This window comes from Streptomyces sp. NPDC001530, assembly GCF_042894545.1.
In the GTDB taxonomy this organism is placed as follows: Bacteria; Actinomycetota; Actinomycetes; order Streptomycetales; family Streptomycetaceae; genus Streptomyces.
Window position 1 is genome coordinate 294,658 of the sequence record NZ_JBIAVS010000001.1, and the last position, 17,100, is coordinate 311,757.

Annotated in this window: 16 protein-coding genes and 1 pseudogene; 5 read left to right on the plus strand and 12 right to left on the minus strand. The window is 69.9% G+C overall.

Going from position 1 to position 17,100, the window contains the following annotated elements:
* Positions 1-801 precede the first annotated feature (801 nt).
* The 3 genes from ACFY0T_RS01405 to ACFY0T_RS01415 are packed head-to-tail and all read right to left on the minus strand — an operon-like array spanning position 802 to position 4,170.
* A complete protein-coding gene (locus ACFY0T_RS01405) occupies positions 802-1,551 on the minus strand; it encodes a succinate dehydrogenase/fumarate reductase iron-sulfur subunit (protein ID WP_388863664.1) in 750 nt (249 codons plus the stop codon).
* Positions 1,548-3,497, minus strand: coding sequence for a fumarate reductase/succinate dehydrogenase flavoprotein subunit (locus ACFY0T_RS01410; RefSeq protein WP_388863666.1), 1,950 nt, complete (start codon positions 3,495-3,497; stop codon positions 1,548-1,550). The genes ACFY0T_RS01405 and ACFY0T_RS01410 overlap by 4 nt, the downstream gene beginning before the upstream one ends.
* Position 3,498: 1 nt before the next feature.
* Complete coding sequence (locus tag ACFY0T_RS01415; protein ID WP_388864194.1) at positions 3,499-4,170, minus strand: succinate dehydrogenase; 672 nt, start codon at positions 4,168-4,170, stop codon at positions 3,499-3,501.
* 120 nt (positions 4,171-4,290) lie between these two features.
* On the opposite strand from ACFY0T_RS01415, the gene ACFY0T_RS01420 reads away from it, so the two are divergent.
* On the plus strand, positions 4,291-5,172 hold the full coding sequence (locus tag ACFY0T_RS01420) for a LysR family transcriptional regulator (RefSeq protein WP_388863668.1): 882 nt from the start codon (positions 4,291-4,293) through the stop codon (positions 5,170-5,172).
* Between the two features lie 469 nt (positions 5,173-5,641).
* On the opposite strand, the gene ACFY0T_RS01425 is transcribed toward ACFY0T_RS01420, so the two are convergent.
* From ACFY0T_RS01425 to ACFY0T_RS01460, 8 genes are all read right to left on the minus strand, one after another.
* The gene (locus tag ACFY0T_RS01425) at positions 5,642-6,421 is read right to left on the minus strand and encodes an oxidoreductase (protein WP_388863670.1); all 780 of its coding nucleotides are present in this window, start codon (positions 6,419-6,421) and stop codon (positions 5,642-5,644) included.
* A 230-nt stretch (positions 6,422-6,651) separates the two neighbouring features.
* Entirely contained in the window at positions 6,652-6,861 is a 210-nt protein-coding gene (locus ACFY0T_RS01430) for a hypothetical protein (RefSeq protein ID WP_388863672.1), read from the minus strand.
* A 113-nt stretch (positions 6,862-6,974) separates the two neighbouring features.
* Entirely contained in the window at positions 6,975-7,292 is a 318-nt protein-coding gene (locus tag ACFY0T_RS01435; RefSeq protein ID WP_388863674.1) for a hypothetical protein, read from the minus strand.
* Positions 7,293-7,354: 62 nt separating this feature from the next.
* A complete protein-coding gene (locus tag ACFY0T_RS01440) occupies positions 7,355-7,696 on the minus strand; it encodes a hypothetical protein (RefSeq protein ID WP_388863676.1) in 342 nt (113 codons plus the stop codon).
* Between the two features lie 119 nt (positions 7,697-7,815).
* Entirely contained in the window at positions 7,816-7,995 is a 180-nt protein-coding gene (locus ACFY0T_RS01445) for a hypothetical protein (protein WP_388863678.1), read from the minus strand.
* Positions 7,996-8,180: 185 nt separating this feature from the next.
* The gene (locus tag ACFY0T_RS01450) at positions 8,181-10,316 is read right to left on the minus strand and encodes a putative bifunctional diguanylate cyclase/phosphodiesterase (protein ID WP_388863680.1); all 2,136 of its coding nucleotides are present in this window, start codon (positions 10,314-10,316) and stop codon (positions 8,181-8,183) included.
* Entirely contained in the window at positions 10,313-11,125 is an 813-nt protein-coding gene (locus ACFY0T_RS01455; protein WP_388863682.1) for an SAM-dependent methyltransferase, read from the minus strand. Before ACFY0T_RS01455 ends, ACFY0T_RS01450 begins: the two co-directional genes overlap by 4 nt.
* Positions 11,126-11,693: 568 nt before the next feature.
* A complete protein-coding gene (locus ACFY0T_RS01460) occupies positions 11,694-12,638 on the minus strand; it encodes an SCO0930 family lipoprotein (RefSeq protein ID WP_388863684.1) in 945 nt (314 codons plus the stop codon).
* Between the two features lie 271 nt (positions 12,639-12,909).
* Between ACFY0T_RS01460 and ACFY0T_RS01465 the strand changes: the two genes are divergently transcribed.
* The 3 genes from ACFY0T_RS01465 to ACFY0T_RS01475 all read left to right on the plus strand — a co-directional run bounded on the left by ACFY0T_RS01465 (position 12,910) and on the right by ACFY0T_RS01475 (position 15,050).
* On the plus strand, positions 12,910-13,506 hold the full coding sequence (locus tag ACFY0T_RS01465) for a hypothetical protein (protein ID WP_388863686.1): 597 nt from the start codon (positions 12,910-12,912) through the stop codon (positions 13,504-13,506).
* Between the two features lie 14 nt (positions 13,507-13,520).
* Complete coding sequence (locus ACFY0T_RS01470) at positions 13,521-14,285, plus strand: hypothetical protein (RefSeq protein WP_388863688.1); 765 nt, start codon at positions 13,521-13,523, stop codon at positions 14,283-14,285.
* A gap of 225 nt (positions 14,286-14,510) precedes the next feature.
* A complete protein-coding gene (locus ACFY0T_RS01475; protein WP_388863690.1) occupies positions 14,511-15,050 on the plus strand; it encodes a hypothetical protein in 540 nt (179 codons plus the stop codon).
* A 124-nt stretch (positions 15,051-15,174) separates the two neighbouring features.
* Here ACFY0T_RS01475 and ACFY0T_RS01480 read toward each other — a convergent pair.
* Positions 15,175-15,570: pseudogene (locus ACFY0T_RS01480) on the minus strand (hypothetical protein); the annotation flags it as partial.
* Between the two features lie 833 nt (positions 15,571-16,403).
* Between ACFY0T_RS01480 and ACFY0T_RS01485 the strand changes: the two are divergent.
* Positions 16,404-17,066 carry a class F sortase gene (locus ACFY0T_RS01485; protein WP_388863692.1) on the plus strand — a complete coding sequence of 221 codons (663 nt, stop codon included), beginning with the start codon at positions 16,404-16,406 and terminating at the stop codon, positions 17,064-17,066.
* Positions 17,067-17,100: the final 34 nt, after the last annotated feature.

Sequence of the window (17,100 nt, forward strand, 5' to 3'; positions counted from 1 at the left end):
CTGGTCACGGGCCGGTTCGGCGGTGCGGTCGCAGACCGACCGGATCGGTGCGGTCTGCGCGCTCCTGTTCTTCCGATGCCGGTTGGCGTGCGCGTGACCGTGGCCAGGAGACGGGATGTGGGGATGTTGAATGCCCGGGATCGGTGTCCGGAAGGCGGCGCTATCGGCTGCGCACCGGGAGAGCCACGGTCAGCCCGCCGGGACGTTCCGCGCCGGACGCGATGTGTGCGCGTGGGGCCGCCGCCTGGCCGGGGGCAGCCCGCTCAGCGGATCCCTCTGGTTCCCCATCACCACCTGCCGGCTCCGCTTCTCGCCCGGCAGGCGCCGCTCCGGCTTCGGGCCGTCGGTCGACAGCAGGTCGTTCCTCGCCGAGTCGGCCGCCCACCTAGTGCGCGAGCGGCTCCCGCAATGCCTGCTGCTCGGGCAGCGTGAGCAGAGCGAGAACCGCCAGGACCGAGGCGAGAACCGCCGGGAGCGTGCCCCGGCGGCGAGCCCGGCCCCGGCCACCACCGCGAACGCCGGCGGACCCGGCTCACCCCGGGAATCAGGGCGAACAGCAGGCCGCCGGCCAGGCCGGCGCGGCGGCCGAACAGCGGCCCGTGGGGTGCTTGGCGGGACCGGGGTGAGCACCACTTCCGGTCCCGCCCGTCCGCACCCTTACGGCGAACGTCTTCTGAACAAGTGACCTCAGCGGGAGCGCCCCTATAGGGGCGCGGGGCTGTGACATTTTGCGACTCCGCCGCGTGGGCGCGACCAGCCACAGTCGGCCCGCAGGCGAACAGCCGCCCAACCAGCGGAGCGCTAACGCCGCCCCGTTTTGCGCGTAGCCCGCATCCACTCCTTGTTCATGCTGGTGATGGAGAACAGCGGGATGCCTTTCGGGCAGGCGGTGGCGCACTCGCCGGTGAGAGTGCAGCCGCCGAAGCCTTCCTCGTCCATCTGCGCCACCATGTCGAGCACACGGGTCTCACGCTCGGGCGCGCCCTGTGGCAGCACATTGAGGTGGTTGATCTTCGCGGAAGTGAAGAGCATCGCCGCACCGTTCGGGCAGGCCGCCACACACGCACCGCAGCCGATGCACTCGGCGTGCTCGAAGGCGAAGTCGGCGTCCGGCTTGGGCACGGGCGTCGCGTGTGCCTCGGGCGCGGCGCCGGTCGGGGCGGTGATGTAGCCGCCGGCCTGGATGATCCGGTCGAAGGCCGACCGGTCCACCACCAGGTCCTTCACCACCGGGAAGGCCGAGGCGCGCCAGGGCTCGATGTCGATCGTGTCGCCGTCCTTGAAGGACCGCATGTGCAGCTGGCAGGTGGTGGTGCGCTCCGGTCCGTGCGCGTCGCCGTTGATGACGAGCGAGCACGCGCCGCAGATGCCCTCGCGGCAGTCGTGATCGAAGGCGACCGGGTCCTCGCCCTTGAGGATGAGCTCCTCGTTGAGGGTGTCGAGCATCTCCAGGAAGGACATGTCGGCCGAGATGTCGTCCACCTCGTACGTGGACATCGCTCCGTCGGCGTCGGCGTTCTTCTGCCGCCAGACGCGCAGGGTGAGCTTCATGCGTAGCTCCGCTGAGTGGGGTGGACGTACTCGAAGACCAGGTCTTCCTTGTGCAGGACGGGCGCGTCACCGGTGGCGGTGAACTCCCAGGCGGCCGCGTAGGAGAACTCGTCGTCCTTGCGGGCCGCCTCGCCGTCCGGGGTCTGGGACTCCTCGCGGAAGTGGCCGCCGCAGGACTCGGCCCGGTGCAGCGCGTCGAGGCACATCAGCTCGGCGAGCTCCAGGTAGTCGACGATGCGGTTGGCCTTCTCCAGGGACTGGTTGAACTCCTCGCCGGTGCCGGGCACCTTGATGCGCCGCCAGAACTCCTCGCGGATCTGCGGGATGCGCTCAAGTGCCTTGCGCAGCCCGGTCTCCGTACGGGCCATGCCGCAGAACTCCCACATGAGTTCGCCGACTTCGCGGTGGAAGGAGTCCGGGGTGCGGTCGCCGTCGACGGCCAGGAGCAGCCGCAGCCGGTCCTCGGTCTCGGCCAACACCTCCTGCACGGCGGGGTGTTCGTCGGTCACCTCGTCATGGTGCGGGTTGCGGGCGAGGTAGTCGTTGATCGTCGACGGCAGCACGAAGTAGCCGTCGGCGAGACCCTGCATCAGGGCCGAGGCGCCGAGGCGGTTCGCGCCGTGGTCGGAGAAGTTGGCCTCGCCGATCGCGAACAGGCCCGGGATGGTGGTCTGCAGGTCGTAGTCGACCCACAGTCCGCCCATCGTGTAGTGCACGGCGGGGTAGATCCGCATCGGGACGGTGTACGGGTCCTCGGCGGTGATCCGCGCGTACATGTCGAAGAGGTTGCCGTACTTCTCCTCGACCTTCGCCCGGCCCATCCGCTGGATGGCGTCGGCGAAGTCCAGGTAGACGCCCTGGCCGCCGGGGCCCACTCCCCTGCCCTCGTCGCAGACGTTCTTGGCGGCGCGGGAGGCGATGTCACGGGGCACGAGGTTGCCGAAGGAGGGGTAGATGCGCTCCAGGTAGTAGTCGCGCTCGTCCTCGGGGATCTCGTTCGGCGGGCGGGTGTCGCCCTTCGCCTTCGGGACCCAGATGCGGCCGTCGTTACGCAGCGACTCGCTCATCAGGGTGAGCTTGGACTGGTGGTCGCCGGTGCGCGGGATGCAGGTGGGGTGGATCTGGGTGAAGCAGGGGTTGGCGAAGTAGGCGCCGCGCCGGTGGGCCCGCCAGATCGCGGTGGCGTTGGAGTTCATGGCGTTCGTCGAGAGGTAGAAGACGTTGCCGTATCCGCCGCTCGCGAGGACCACCGCGTCCGCGTAGTACGTGTCGATCTTGCCGGTGATGAGGTCGCGGGCCACGATGCCCCGGGCCCGCCCGTCGACCATGATCAGGTCGAGCATCTCGGTGCGCGGGTGCATCTCGATGTTGCCCGCGGCGATCTGCCGGGACAGCGCCTGGTACGCGCCGAGCAGGAGCTGCTGGCCCGTCTGGCCTCGGGCGTAGAACGTCCGGGACACCTGGACGCCGCCGAAGGAGCGGGTGTCGAGGAGACCGCCGTACTCGCGGGCGAACGGCACGCCCTGCGCGACGCACTGGTCGATGATCTCCACCGAGATCTGCGCCAGTCGGTGGACGTTGGACTCGCGCGCCCTGAAGTCGCCGCCCTTGACGGTGTCGTAGAAGAGCCGGTGGATGGAGTCGCCGTCGTTGCGGTAGTTCTTCGCCGCGTTGATGCCGCCCTGCGCGGCGATCGAGTGGGCGCGGCGGGGCGAGTCCTGGTAGCAGAACTGGACGACGTGGTAGCCCTGTTCGGCGAGCGTGGCGCCGGCCGAACCGCCCGCGAGGCCGGTGCCGACGACGATCACCGTGTGCTTGCGGCGGTTGGCAGGGTTGACCAGCTTGGCCTCGAAACGGCGGGTGTCCCAGCGCTCGTTGATCGGGCCCTGCGGGGCCTTGCCGTCGACGACCGGCGCACCGGTCGCGTATTCGGTGTATGCGGTCATGTCAGCTCACCACTCCAGTCATGACACCGACGGGTACGGAGATGAAGCCCGCGGTCAGCACCAGCGCGAGGACGTTGGCGACGGTCTTGAGGGCGCGGTCGCGGGTGCGGCTGCCGGCGCCCAGGGTCTGTGCCGCGCTCCAGAAGCCGTGCCGGATGTGCAGACCGAGCGCGAGCATCGCGACGATGTAGATGACGTTGCCGTACCAGGTGGAGAAGGTGTCCACGACGTTCTGGTACGGGTGGCCCTCCTGGAAGCCGCCGGAGTGCACGGTGCCGGTCGTCAGGTCCAGGAGGTGCCAGACGATGAACAGGCCGAGGATGATCCCGCCCCAGCGCATGGTGCGCGTCGCGTAGCTGGCCCGCGGCTTCTTGTGGACGTACTTGCTGGGGCGCGCCTTGATGTCGCGGCGGCTCAGCTGGTAGGCGGAGACAGCGTGCGCGACGACGGCGACGACCAGCACCACGCGGATCAGCCAGAGCGTCCACTCGTAGTGCATGAAGGGTTCGCCCACGGTGCGCAGCCAGTGCCCGTAGTGGTTGAACTCGCCCGCCCCGAAGTAGATCTTCAGATTGCCGATCATGTGGGCGATCAGGTACAGCACCATGATCAGTCCGCTGACGGCCATCACGGTCTTCTTGCCGACGGAGCTGTCCCACACGGTGCGTGCCATGGACGGCCGTCGGTCCGTCCGCGTTGCCAGAGCCATGCCACAGGACGCTAGGGGTCAAGGGGCCGATCGGTCCAAGACATGGTCCGGCTGGTTTCCATAGGCGTGGGCTATTGTCGAAAGGTGCAGTTCCAGCAGCTCCAGTACTTCGTCGCCGTCGCCGAGACCCGGCACTTCACCCGGGCCGCCGATCTGGTCCATGTCGCCCAGCCGTCGCTGTCCCAGCAGATCAAGGCGCTGGAGCGGGAGTTGGGGGCGGATCTGTTCCTGCGGGCGCGCGGGAACATCACGCTCACGGACGCGGGTGAGGCGCTGCTGCCGCTGGCCCGGCGCATCCTCGCTGACGCGGACACGGCCCGCCACGAGGTGCAGGAGCTGGCCCAGCTGCGCAGCGGCCGGGTCCGGCTCGGGGCGACCCCGAGCGTGTGTACCGGTCTGCTCCCGGACGTGCTGCGCGCCTTCCACGACCGCTATCCGGGGATCCGGCTGCTGATCGAGGAGGGCGGTTCGCACGATCTCGTACGGGAACTCGCGCGCGGCGCTCTCGATCTTGCCTTGGTCGTCCTTCCGCTGCCCACGCCATCGCCCGCGCTGACCACGGTGGAGCTGCTGCGCGAGGACCTGGTCGTGGTGTCGTCGCCGGGCGCGCCGGTGCCGGGGCGTGGCCGCACGGTGCGGATCTCCGACCTGGAGGGGGAACGCCTGGTCATGTTCCGGCACGGCTACGACCTGCGCGAACTGACGGTCGCCGCGTGTCGCGCCGAGGGGTTCGAGCCCGACTTCGCCGTCGAGGGCGGCGAGATGGACGCCGTCCTCGGCTTCGTCCGGGCGGGGCTCGGTGTGGCCGTCGTACCGCGCATGGTCGCGACGCGGTCCGGGCGGGGGCTGCGGGTGACGCCGCTGGCCCGGCCCGGGCTCGACCGGACGATCGCGCTGGCGCACCGCAGCGATGTGGCTCCGCCGCGGGCGGCTCGGGAGCTGCAGCGGATGCTGCTGGAGCGTTGACGGGTGCGAGGGAGGCCGTCGGGGGCGGTTCGCCGTCCGTCGCATCGCCCGTCGTCGCCTGCGCTGCCGGTTCGCATGCCGTCGGTTCGGGGTCGGGGCCGTGCCGGAGCATCCGTCCTCGGTCTGGCGCGGAATCGGTCGGGTTCCGAGGGATCCGGCGGTGACGCGCCATCCGCTGCGGGCGGACGTTCCGGCACGTCCCCTCACGCCGGTGAGCGGCTGCGGACCGTACGGGCCGGGCCTTCCCCGCTACGGGCAATCGTGCCTCCCCCACTGCCTTAACGGCGTGGGGGACCCCCAGGCGGCACGGATGGGCGCTGGGGGTACCCCCTGCTCGAAGAGTTTGGGGGAGGCACCCTGTAAGCGCAGGTAAGCGCACCCACCCCGAGCTCAGCCCCGAGGCCGGGTGCACCTGCGAGGGTTTACGGTGCTCATGCGGCCGTCGTGCTGCGGGCAGGCTCTGTGCTCGTCACCGCGTGGGGATGAAGCCGCCGTCGATGACCAGGTCGCTGCCGGTGATGTTGCGGGCGCGGTCGCCGGCCAGGAAGAGGACCAGTTCGGCGACCTCCTGGGGCTGGGAGAAGCGGCCGGTGACCGTGGCGCCGGCGGCGCCTGCCACCACCTCGTCGGGGGTGATCCCGGCGGCGGCCGACACGGTTGCCGCCACTCCGTCGCCGCCGAGCCACAGCTCCGTCTCGACTGGGCCGGGGCTGACGGTGTTGACCCGGATGCCCTTCGGGCCGACCTCCTTCGACAGCGCCTTGGAAAAGGCGACCAGGGCGGCCTTGCCCGCGCTGTAGTCGATCACCATGGGGTCCGGCAGGGTGGCGTTGACCGAGGCGATCGTCACCACCGAGCCGTGGCCCGCGTCCAGCATCAGCGGGAGGGCGGCCCGGGTGACCCGTACGGCCGTCAGCAGGTTCAGGTCGACGGTGCGCTGCCAGTCCTCGTCGGTCACCGAGAGGAAGCCGCCGGTACGGGCCGGGGCCGAGCCGACGTTGTTGACCAGGACGTCGATCCGCCCGTTCGCGGCCTCGACGAGCCGTTCGGCCGCACCGGGCTCGGCGAGGTCGACGGGCACCCAGGTGACGGTGCCCTGCTTGACCAGCGCGTCCAGATCCGGCGTGCTGGTGCGGGATCCCGCGATCACCGTCGCGCCCGCCTCGGCCAGCGCCACGGTGACGGCGAGTCCGATGCCCTTGCTGGCACCAGTGACCACCGCGGTCCTGCCCTGAAGTTCCGTGCTCATCCTTCTCAACTCCTTCGCTGGGCACCCGGTTCACCGGGCGCCGATGTGATGTATGTCCCGTCAGGCGCGCGAAGCGCGTAGGGCTTGTACGCCGAGCGGGTCACGACGTCGGGAACGGTGTGGTCGGCCTGGCCGGAGATCATCAGCAGCGGTCCGTGGTCGGCGTTGCCGGCCAACGGGCGACGTGGCGAGCGGGGCCTCGAACAGCGGCGGTCCCGGAGAGGGGATGGTCAGGCGTGCGTGCAGATCGTTGGACTCGGCCGGCGGCAGCGCGTTGCCGAAGCCGTCGCGGAACTGGGCGGCGCGGTGTCGAACACCTGGTGAAGACCGAACGGCAGCCCGGTCTCCGCCGGCAGGGCCCGGCCCTCGGGCGACGCGACGAGCCGGGAGGGCTCGGAGAGCTCCGTCTCCCGTCCGACGATCGGCTGCACGTCCGCCATCCGGCCACTTCTCCCCCGCGTTCCAGTCACGGTATCGCCGGGTACGGGCACGAGCATCCTGGTTCGATCAGCGCGTGTGGGGCGTGGGGTGCAGGCCGGACCGAGGATCTCGATCACCGCCGCACGCTGGATGCACGCAGCATTCCGCGTATGTCCTCGTAGCGGTCCACGTGCGCTCGGATCTCCCGTTCGGTGCCAGAGGTGAAGATCACCCATGGCCCGTCCACCACCACAGGGTCCCCCCACCACACCTCGACATCGGGTTCGGGGGGCGGCGGTGTCCAGCCAGGATCCACCGCGGCAATGCCGGCGAACAACCGCTCCATGTCCGGAGAGACAGGACCGTTGACCAACATGCCGTTGTTGGCGGGCCGCCGGAACACGGTCCCCTCACCCCATATGACCCACGCTTCGGGCTCGTCGTCCGACATCCCGTCCCGTCTCTCGTGCCGTTCTGCCTCTATCAGCTCCCACATGATCGCCCGGAAGAGTCCTAAGCGGTGGTGACCGGTTCCACGACCGCGTCGAAGTACGGCCACCCGTCCGTTTCGATCACCAGCTCGGCCCCGAAGAGATCCAGGGTCGGCAGGGCCGCTTCCAAGAGGCGGCGGACCGTGCCGGGTTCATAGAGATTGAGGTAGCTGCGGTCCGGGAGGCGTACCAAGGACCCCGATTCGAAGTAGCAGTTCGAGATGATCCGGTCCTCACGCGGACGGAAGACCAGCGCCAGCCGTCGCCGCGTGCCCTCGGGGTAGAGGGAGAGCGTCACTCGGCACTCCTCGTAGGCGGGCTTGACCCGCTGGCGGACGGTCCAGAGCCACGTAGTGTCAGCCACGACGAGGCGACGAAGGCGTCGATCGTTCTTCACCGGGACACCGTAGGCGGCATCGCCGGTGCGGGGCAGACATTTTCGCCGGGAGGGGGACCGGGTGCTCGGCCTGACCAGGACCGCTTTCACCCCGCGGCCGTCCTCACCGCGCCGATGAGGGCCCAGACCACCGTGCAGACGGTGCGTGCATCGGCCACGGGCGACCAGGTGACGCGGCGCTCGATTCCGTTGGCGGCCGGCTCACCGCCGTACCGGCGGGCATGGGCCCGCAGGGCGTCGACGCACACGGCGGTGAAGTCGTCCATCGCGTCCCATAGTGACCCGTACAGCAGGAAGAAGGAGACCCACCTCGCCGGTACGGGTCTCCCGCGCGGGTACGCCCCAATACGCGGCGGACCAGCGGGGCGCGGGCCCGTACCAACGGTCCGGGCCCGCGCCCCGCGCTTGCGTCACGCCGTGCGGGGTCGCGTCCCGAACGCCCGTCCCGCCGTCAGCCCGTGGCGTCCACCAGCGCCAGCTCGTGCAGCCGCTCCGGCGGTCCGGGCCGGGCGTAGTACCAGCCCTGCGCCGTGTCGCAGCCCAGTATCCGCAACTGCTCGGCCTGGGCGCCCGTTTCCACGCCCTCGACGGTGACCGCGAGGTCGAGGCTGTGGGCAAGGGAGACGATGCCCTCGACGATCTTCAGGTCGACCGGGTCCGCGGGGAACTGCTGCATACCCTGGGTGAAGGATCGATCCAGCTTGAGGATGCTGACCGGCAGGCGGCGCAGATTGGCGAGGTTGGAGTATCCGGTGCCGAAGTCGTCGAGGGCGATGTCGACGCCCATTTCGGCCAGTCGGCGCAGCGGCTTGAGCAGGTCGTCGTCGGCGCCGATCAGCGCGGACTCGGTGACCTCCAGGCACAGCACGTCGGCGTCGAGCCCCTCGCGCTCCAGGATGTCGACCGTGTCCTGGACCAGGCCGGGATGGGTCAGCTGGCACGGCGAGAGGTTGACGTTGATCCGCAGCGGGCCCGCGTTGGCGTGTCGTTCCTGCCACGCGCGGGCCTGGCGCACCGACTGCTCCAGAACCCAGCGGCCGAGCGGAACGATCAGTCCGGTGTGCTCGGCGAGCGGGATGAAGCGGTCGGGGCCGAGGACACCGTGCTGCGGGTGCAGCCAGCGGACCAGGGCCTCGGCACCGCGTACGCTTCCGTCGCCCAGGTGCACCAGCGGCTGGTACTCGATGAAGAACTCGTTCCGGTCGAGCGCCGCCGGCAGTGCCGTGGTGAGTCCGTGCCGGGTGATGGCGCGGGCGTCGGCCTCGGGGTCGGCGAGCTCGAAGCGGTTGCCGCCCGCGGACTTGGCCCGGTACATCGTGATGTCGGCGCTGCGCAGCACCTCCGCCGGGCCGCGCTCGCCCGCCGGGCCCTCGACGATGCCGATGCTGCCGCGCACGGTCAGTTCGCGGCCGTCGATGCGGACCGGAGTGACGAGGGCGTTCATGATGCGGTCGGCCAGCGCGTCGACCTCTCGTTCCGTGTCGGTGCCGGTGGTCAGGGCCACGAACTCGTCGCCGCCGAGCCGGGCGACCATCTCGCCGGGGGCCGTCGCACAGGACTGCAGCCGGTCGGCGACCTCGACCAGCAGCCGGTCGCCGGCCGCGTGCCCGAGGCTGTCGTTGATGGTCTTGAAGCCGTCGAGGTCGAGGTAGCACAGCCCGAAGCGCTGGCCCTCCCCCGCGGACAGCGCCTTCTCCAGGCGCTCGAAGAACAGGGTCCGGTTCGGCAGTCCGGTGAGCGCGTCGTGCGTGGCCTCGTACCGCAGCCGCAGATTGAGCAGCCGGCGCTCGGTGGTGTCCTCCATCAGCGCGAGCTGGTACTGGGGTTCGCCGTCCGGGTCGCGCAGCAGCGAGACCGTCAGATTGGTCCACAGGGCCGTGCCGTCGGGACGGTAGAAGGCCTTTTCGACGTGGTAGTGCTCGCGCTCGCCGCGTACCAACTCCTCGTACAGCCGCCACACTTGAGGAGCGTCCTCCGGGTGCGTCCACTCGGGGACCTTGCGGCCGCGCATCGACTGCTCGGAGCCGCCGAACATGCGCAGCAGGGCTCCGTTGACCTGGAGGATGTTGCCTTCGAGGTCGGCGATGCCGATTCCTATGGCCGCGCCCTCGAACACCGCGCGGAAGCGGGCCTCGCTGGCGTGCAGCGCCTCGGCCACCGCGCTGCGGGCGTTCAACGCCGCCTGGGAGATGGCCTCTTGCTCGGCCAGCGTCCGCTCCCGCAGGGCCTGCGCGAATCCGGCGGCCATGGCGTGCTGCAGCCGCGCCGACCTGGTCCGCAGCGCCTCCTGGGGCCCGTCCTCGCCGCAGTAGAGCACCAGATAGGCGTCCACGCAGTCGAGGGTGCGGCTCAGCGCCTTCGGGTCGGTGCAGTGCGCGGCGATGAGCGCGGCGCCGACGGCTTGGCCCTCGGCCGCGTCGAAGGTCCTGGCCCGCAGTGCGTCGCTCAACCGCCGGGCGAGCGGCACCAGTTGCTGCTCGAACTCGGGCCGGGTCAGCGACGTCGAGGTGACCGGGAAGACCGCCCGGCTCCAGATCGTCGCGAACCGGCGCAGTCTGTCCTCCGGCCCGTCCGGCTCGGCGGTCACGCGGTGCGCCCCACGCCGGCGAACCCGGAGAAGGCATAAGCATCCTCGTCCTCGGGTGCCGTGTCGGGCCGCCAGTTCGGCATCGGCACCAGCCCGGGTTCCACCATGTCGTACCCTTCGAAGAACCGCGCGATCTCGTCACGCGAGCGCATGATCAGCGGGTTGCGGATGTTCTTGTAAACGTCAACCGTGCCCGCGGCCCGCTCCGGCGGGAGCGGAATTCCCTCGTACGAGGCATGCGTGAGGATGAGCAGGCTGCCCGGCGCGAGCGCCTCGCGCAGTTCCGCCACCGCTCGGTGCGGGTCGTCCGCGTCCTCCACGAAGTGCAGTATGGCAACGAGGAGGAGGGCAACCGGCCGGTTCAGGTCGATCAGTCGCTGAACCTGGGGGCTCGCCAGGATTTCCTGGGGCTTTCGGAGATCGGCGGCGACGACATCCGCGCCCTCGTTGTCCCGCAGGACGGCCTCGCTGTGCGCGACGGCCACCGGGTCGTGGTCGACGTACACGACGTGCGCGCCCGGCTTGGCCTGCTGGGCGACCTCGTGGACGTTTCCGAAGGTCGGGATGCCCGAACCGATGTCCAGGAACTGGGAGATGCCCTCGCTGGCCGCGAACCGCACGGCGCGGCGCATGAACGCGCGGTTCGCCTGCATGATCTTGGGAAGTCCCGGCATGAACTCCATCGCCTTGCGTGCCGCTTCCCGGTCGACCTCGAAGTTGTGCGAACCGCCCAGGTAGTAGTCATAGATACGGGACACGCTCGGAACCGTGATGTCAATGCTCCGGGGGGCCCAGGCGGGACGCTCCATCTATCTCTCCAAGGCGTTGTCGACGGTGTAGGCGATCCGGTGTTCGAGCTGAGGCTACTGATCGCCCGCCAAAGGAGCGAGCCGAAACGGAAATTGACCATCCGTTCCCGGTCACTGCCTCCGGCAAGTGCCGAATTGGCGCCCCGCGTACGCCACCCGAACACGCCTCTGGCCGCCCCTGCGAAATCGCTCCGAAGCATTCCAAAAAGCTCCGGAGCGTTACGAAGGGTGGCCACGGTATCCGTAGCGTCGCCAAGGTCATTCATGGCTCAACCGCCGCGGTGCGCCAAGGTCATTCAGGACTCAACCGTCACGGGTCGCCGAGATCATTCATGACTCGACAGCCGCGGGTCGCCGAGATCATTCACGACTCGACAGCCGCGGGTCACCAAGGGCCTTCGCGCCCGGGCACGCCAAACAGCCCGCCCCCTCCGTGCGGTGCGGAGGGGGCGGACCCTGGGTCGCGCGCGTTGTTCCATTCGTCCGGCATACGTGCCTGTCTGTGTCCACTCCCTTCCGCGTTCCGTTGCTCTCTCGACGAGGCGATCAACCCTGGGGAGGTGATCCTCTACTCCGACGCGCCGACCGGCTTTCCGTCGGGCGAAACGGCGTACCACGTGCCGCCCACGCCCTGACCGTTGGTGTCCCCGGGAGCCGTGTCACCGGAGAAGGTGTAAATGGGCCAGCAGTTGACCGTCATCTGCTTGACGCCGTCCGGGCGGGTGAAGCCCATGAGGCCCTTCTTCTTGACGCCCTTGGTGTCGTCCGCGGAGACCGGCGCGACGGCGGGCCACTTCTCCAGGCAGGCGCCGGTGCAGGCCGACTTCGAGACGGGCCAGGCCTGGTCCTTCATGAAGCGGTAGACGGTCATGCCGTTCTTGTCGACGACGATCTCACCGAGCTTGGGGTCATTGCGGACCGACAGGCCGGGCAGGTCGGCCAGGGTCGCCTTCTTGCCATTGGGGGCGGATGCGAACCAAGTGCCGCCCACGCCCTGGCCGTTGGTGTCTCCGGCCTTCGTGTCCTTCGCATAGCGGTACATCGGCCAGCCGCCGATGGTCAGCTGCTTCGTGCCGTCCGACCGGGTGACCTCGCCAAGAAGCGTCTTATCCACACCGGTGGCGGCCTCGGCACCCTCGGCGGGCACGGGCGGCCAGGCCTTCGCGCAGTCGCCGTCACAGCTCGACTTCGGCGGTTCGGCCGTGTCCTTGTCGAAGCGGTAGAGGGTGAATCCGGCACTGTCGGTCAGCACCTTGCCGAGCTTCGCGCTTTCCGCAACAGCGAGCTGACCTGCGGCTTCCGCCTGGGCCGCGGCGCTCTGCTGGGTCCCGGAATCGGCACCGTAGCCATTGCCCGGGCTGGTGCTCGCTCCATAGTCACCGGCGGCCGCGGTGGCACCCACGTTCTGGCTGCCCGTCGACTGGGTGCCCTGTTCCTGACCGCACGCCGTCGTGAGCGCCAGCACGGCCGCAGCTGTCGCTACGAGTGAGGCGCTCCGCCAGGAGGTCTTCATTGGTAACTCCCGCTGTTCGCATTGGTGTTGCAGCGCCCTGCTGCGCCGCGCATGGCCCTAGGTACGGGCGGCAGTGGCGGGAGTGTTCAACCGGCTCACAAATTTCTTTCCGGAACCTGTGACGCGGACCGCGCGGTTCGCGCATGTGTGCGCACGCACCGGCGTGTGACGCACGGCCCGTCAAACGGTCGGGAGGCGCACGTACCCCCTTCGTGGGCAATCCCCCGGCACTGCGGCATACGCGGGCGCCGCGCGCCCCATGATCTTCGTCGTGCATGGACCCGAACGGACTCGATCCGCCCTCGCCATACGGGTGTTCGCGGTGCTGACGCTGACCTGGATCCTCGGCGGCGCCGGGCAGGGGCCGGCGATCGCCGACGCCTGCGCGTACGCCTCCGTCGGCCCGGAAGGCGACGGCACCACGGCGGTGGCCGTGGCGGGGAGCGGCGCGGTGGCGACCGCCGGGGACACCACCTGGTGCCCGACCCCCACACCATCGCCGCCCTGCCCGACACCGACGCCCACCCCGACTCCTACTCCTACGCCGCCGGAACCCACCCCGAAGCCGGCGCCCACTCCCACCCCCACGTACGCACCGAGACCCGAGCCCCCGTCTCCCCCGGCCCCGCCGCCTCCCCCGCCGACACCGCGGCCCGTGGCGCCGCGGCCCACCCTCACGCCGACGCCGAGTGCACACCCCAATCACCCGAAGAAGCGCCCCAAGCCGTCGCCGTCCCCGGTGAGTTATCCGGCGTACGACACCCCTCCGCGCAGGCACCCGCCCCGCAGTGGCCCGTCGCTGGTCTCGCTCACCCTGCTCATCACCGCGCCCGCGGTGCTCGCCGTCGCGGCGCTGCGCCCGCGCTGAACCCTGGAGGATCCTTGTCGGAATGGCTTGTTCTCGTCCTCGCGATGGCGGCCGCGTGTGTCGTCGTCCTCATCGTGACACTCGTACGCCATCGCAGGGCCCGCGAGGACGAGGATCCGTCCGAGACCCCCGACGTGATCGAGTACATGACCATGATGATCGGCGTGGTGTACGCCATCGTGCTGGGCCTGGCCATCGCGGGTGTCTGGGAGGCCCGCGGCGTCGCCCAGGACCATGTGCAGACCGAGGCCCAGGCCCTGCACGAGATCTCGGAGCGGGTCCGCGTCTACCCACCCGATGTGCGCGACCACGTCCGCGGCGACGTCAACGCGTATGTCAGCCACGTCGTCACCACCGAGTGGCAGACCATGGCGGACGACGGCCATGTGACCGCCCAGGGGGGCCGACTCTTCGGCCGCATCCGCCAGGACGTCACCGACTACCAGCCGAAGACGGACTTCGAGGCCCAGGCGTACCAGCCGCTCGTCGACCAGGTGACGGCGGCCGACGCCGCGCGCAGCGCCCGCGCCGACTCGACGGGGGCGACCATGCCGGGCGTGGTGTGGTTCGGGCTGATCACCGGCGCCCTGGTCACCGTCGGGATGGTCTTCGCGCTGCAGATCCGGCGCACCACCCGCGAGCTGATCCTCGCCGGGTTGTTCTCCGCCCTGATCGCCTTCCTGCTCTTCCTGATCTGGGACTTCGACGCGCCCTACAGCCGGGGGATCACCGCCTCGGCGGAACCGTTCACCGCGCTGTTCCCGCACCTCTCCGGGTGACGGCTCCTCAGGAGGCGCCCGGCGGCAAAGGGACGGGTGCCACGCCGCGCCCGTCCCCCGGTCGCACGCACGCCGTCCCCTGTGCGGCCCACACAGTTGCCCCATTCGCGCGACTGCGATCGCGCCCGCGCGCACCCTTCCCTAGCGTTTCGATCACCGAGGCGCATGTGTGGCGCAAGCGGAACCGGTCCGCGGCAAGGCTCCTCGGGGACCTGGAGGCTCACCATGCACGCGATACGCGTCGCTTCGGCCGCACTGCTGGGCGTGACCGCCCTGACCTTCACCGCACCCCTCGCCGCCGCCAGTGTCGCGGACGAGAACAACGTCACCCCGTTCGGGTTCAGCGTTCAGCCGTCGACCATCGTCGCGGGTGGCCAGGTCTCACTGCTCCTGAACAGAGACGACGGAAGGTGCAAGGGAATCGCCACGGTCTCCTCCGGCGTCTTCGACACCGTCACCCTTCGGGCCGGTCAGTCCTCGGCCAGGACCGCGGTCGACGTCGACGCCAGAGCGGGTGCCGTGTACGAGGTGACGTTCAGGTGCGACGGGGTGAGCGGTCACACCGGACTCACCATCGGCAGCGGTCGCTCCGACAACCCGACAGTTGTCCAGGTCCCCGCACAACGGGGTGTCAATGCCGGTGTCGGCGGCACGGTCGACGGCTTCGACCCCAAGGAGATCGGCCTCGGAACGGCTCTCGTCGCCGGCTCCATCGGCGTGGCGTGGTACTTGGCGCGCCGCCACGACGCGGCCGACGACTCGTGACGGAGCGGCGCAGCTCTTCACCCCGGACCCGCTCAGTTCGGGGCGAAGCGCTGTCGCGTGCGGTTCCCGGAGGGGGAGCTCCTGTCCTTGAAGGGGAGGGCTGGTTTCCGAAAGGGCGGCCGGGTCAGATCCTCTTCTCGGACCTGCGGCGCATCCAGAACACTCCGCCGCCGATGAAGGCCAGGGCCACCAGACCTCCGCCGATCGCCATGTCGGTGGGCGTGGCGCCCGTGGACCTGCTGCCGCCGAAACCACCGCGGACACCGCCGATGACAGTGAAGGCATTGGGGCGGGTCAGGGAGCCCGAACCGACGCAGTTGACCGTGATGTCGTACGAGCCGGGGCGTGCGTCGCGGTCGACGGTCGCCCGTCCGCTCGACGTGTCGTTGGTGCCGGGGACCCGCGAGAGGGACGTGCGCCGGAACGCGGGCGAGGTCACCGTGCCGCCGTTCCGGCACCCGTCGACCGTCACCGTCAACTGGCCGCCGGCGGCGATGACGCTGGGCGTGGCGACGATGTTCCTCGAAATACCCCCGTGGTCGTTGTCCGGCCCGAACCCGTTGTCGTTGCCCGGCCCAAACCCGTTGTTGCCCGGCCCGAACCCATTGTTGTTGCCCTGCCCGAACCCGTTGTTGCCGGGCCCGAACCCATTGTTGTTGCCCTGCCCGAACCCGTTGTTGCCCGGACCACCCCCGTTGTTGTTGCCCTGCCCGAATCCGTTGTTGCCCGGACCACCCCCGTGGTTGTTGCCCTGCCCGAATCCGTTGTTGTTGCCCGGCCCAACCCCGCCCGGCCCAATCCCGCCGGGCCCAATCCCGCCCGGCCCAATCCCGGTGCCCGGCACAATCCCGGTGCCCGACCCAATCCCATTGGTGCCCGGCACAACCACGACGTTGCCCGAGTCATTGTTGTTGCTCTGACCGCCCGCCCCGCCCATGCCGTCCGCGACGGCCGCGGGGGTGGCGAGCCCGAGGACAGCGACCACAGTGGCCGCGCCCGCCAGGGCACGTGAGTTTCGCATGTGATCCTCCGCGGAAGACGCCCCGGGAACCGTCCCCGGTAGATCGGCGAGAAAGCGCCTCCCAGACAGACCCTCAGATGCCATGCACAGGGCCGCATTTCGAGAATGGTCCGTCCTGGTGAGAGGACACGCCGAGAGAATTCCACACAATCGGATATTGCCGCAGGTCACGGTCCGTCAGAAAATTCCTGCTCGTGGCAACTCGGATGGCTCACGACGGATGTACTCCGCCACCCGTTCGCCCGCGCCCCGTCGCCCGCCGGGCATGCTGCAATTAGCGTTCTCATATGCGCGAGTGACGCGGCGACGGCCGCGTCGAGAGGGGATTGCGAATGTCTGCGTCCGAGCTGGCCGAAGAGGAGGAGCGGCAGAGAAGGCGCGCCCCGTGGGGCGTGATAGCGCTAGTTCTGCTGACCGGCCTCGCACTCATCCGGAATGGTTCCGGTGAGTTCGACGTGGGCCCTCCGCAGCCTGCTTCGGCGGCGGCAGCGGACAGCCGCACGTCCGGCGGCACCTTCTCGAGCGCGGCGGCCCCGCTGCCGTACTCCGTGGCCGACCGGGTCAGGATCCCGGCGATCCAGGTCGACGCCCCGGTCATGCCGGTGGGCCTGGACATCGACGGGTGGGTCGCCGCGCCGCCGCCCGACGACCCGAATCTCGCGGGATGGTTCACCGGCGCGGTCTCGCCCGGTGAAAAGGGCACGGCCGTGATCGTCGGCCATGTGGACAACATGCGGGGCCCCGCCGTCTTCTACGGGCTGGGGGCGCTCAAGAAAGGAAACCGGATCGACGTCGTGCGCAAGGACGGCAAGACCGCGGCATTCGAGATCTACGGCCTCGAGGTCTTCGCGAAGAACAACTTCCCCGGCGACCGCGTGTACGGCAGCAAGGGCACTCCCGAATTGCGGGTCATCACCTGCGGGGGCGGTTTCTCCAAGCAGCACGGCTACGACGGGAACGTCGTCGTGTTCGCCCGCCTGGTCGAGGTTCGCTGAGCGTTCCCCGGCCGGGCGGGCGAAAGCCTGCCGA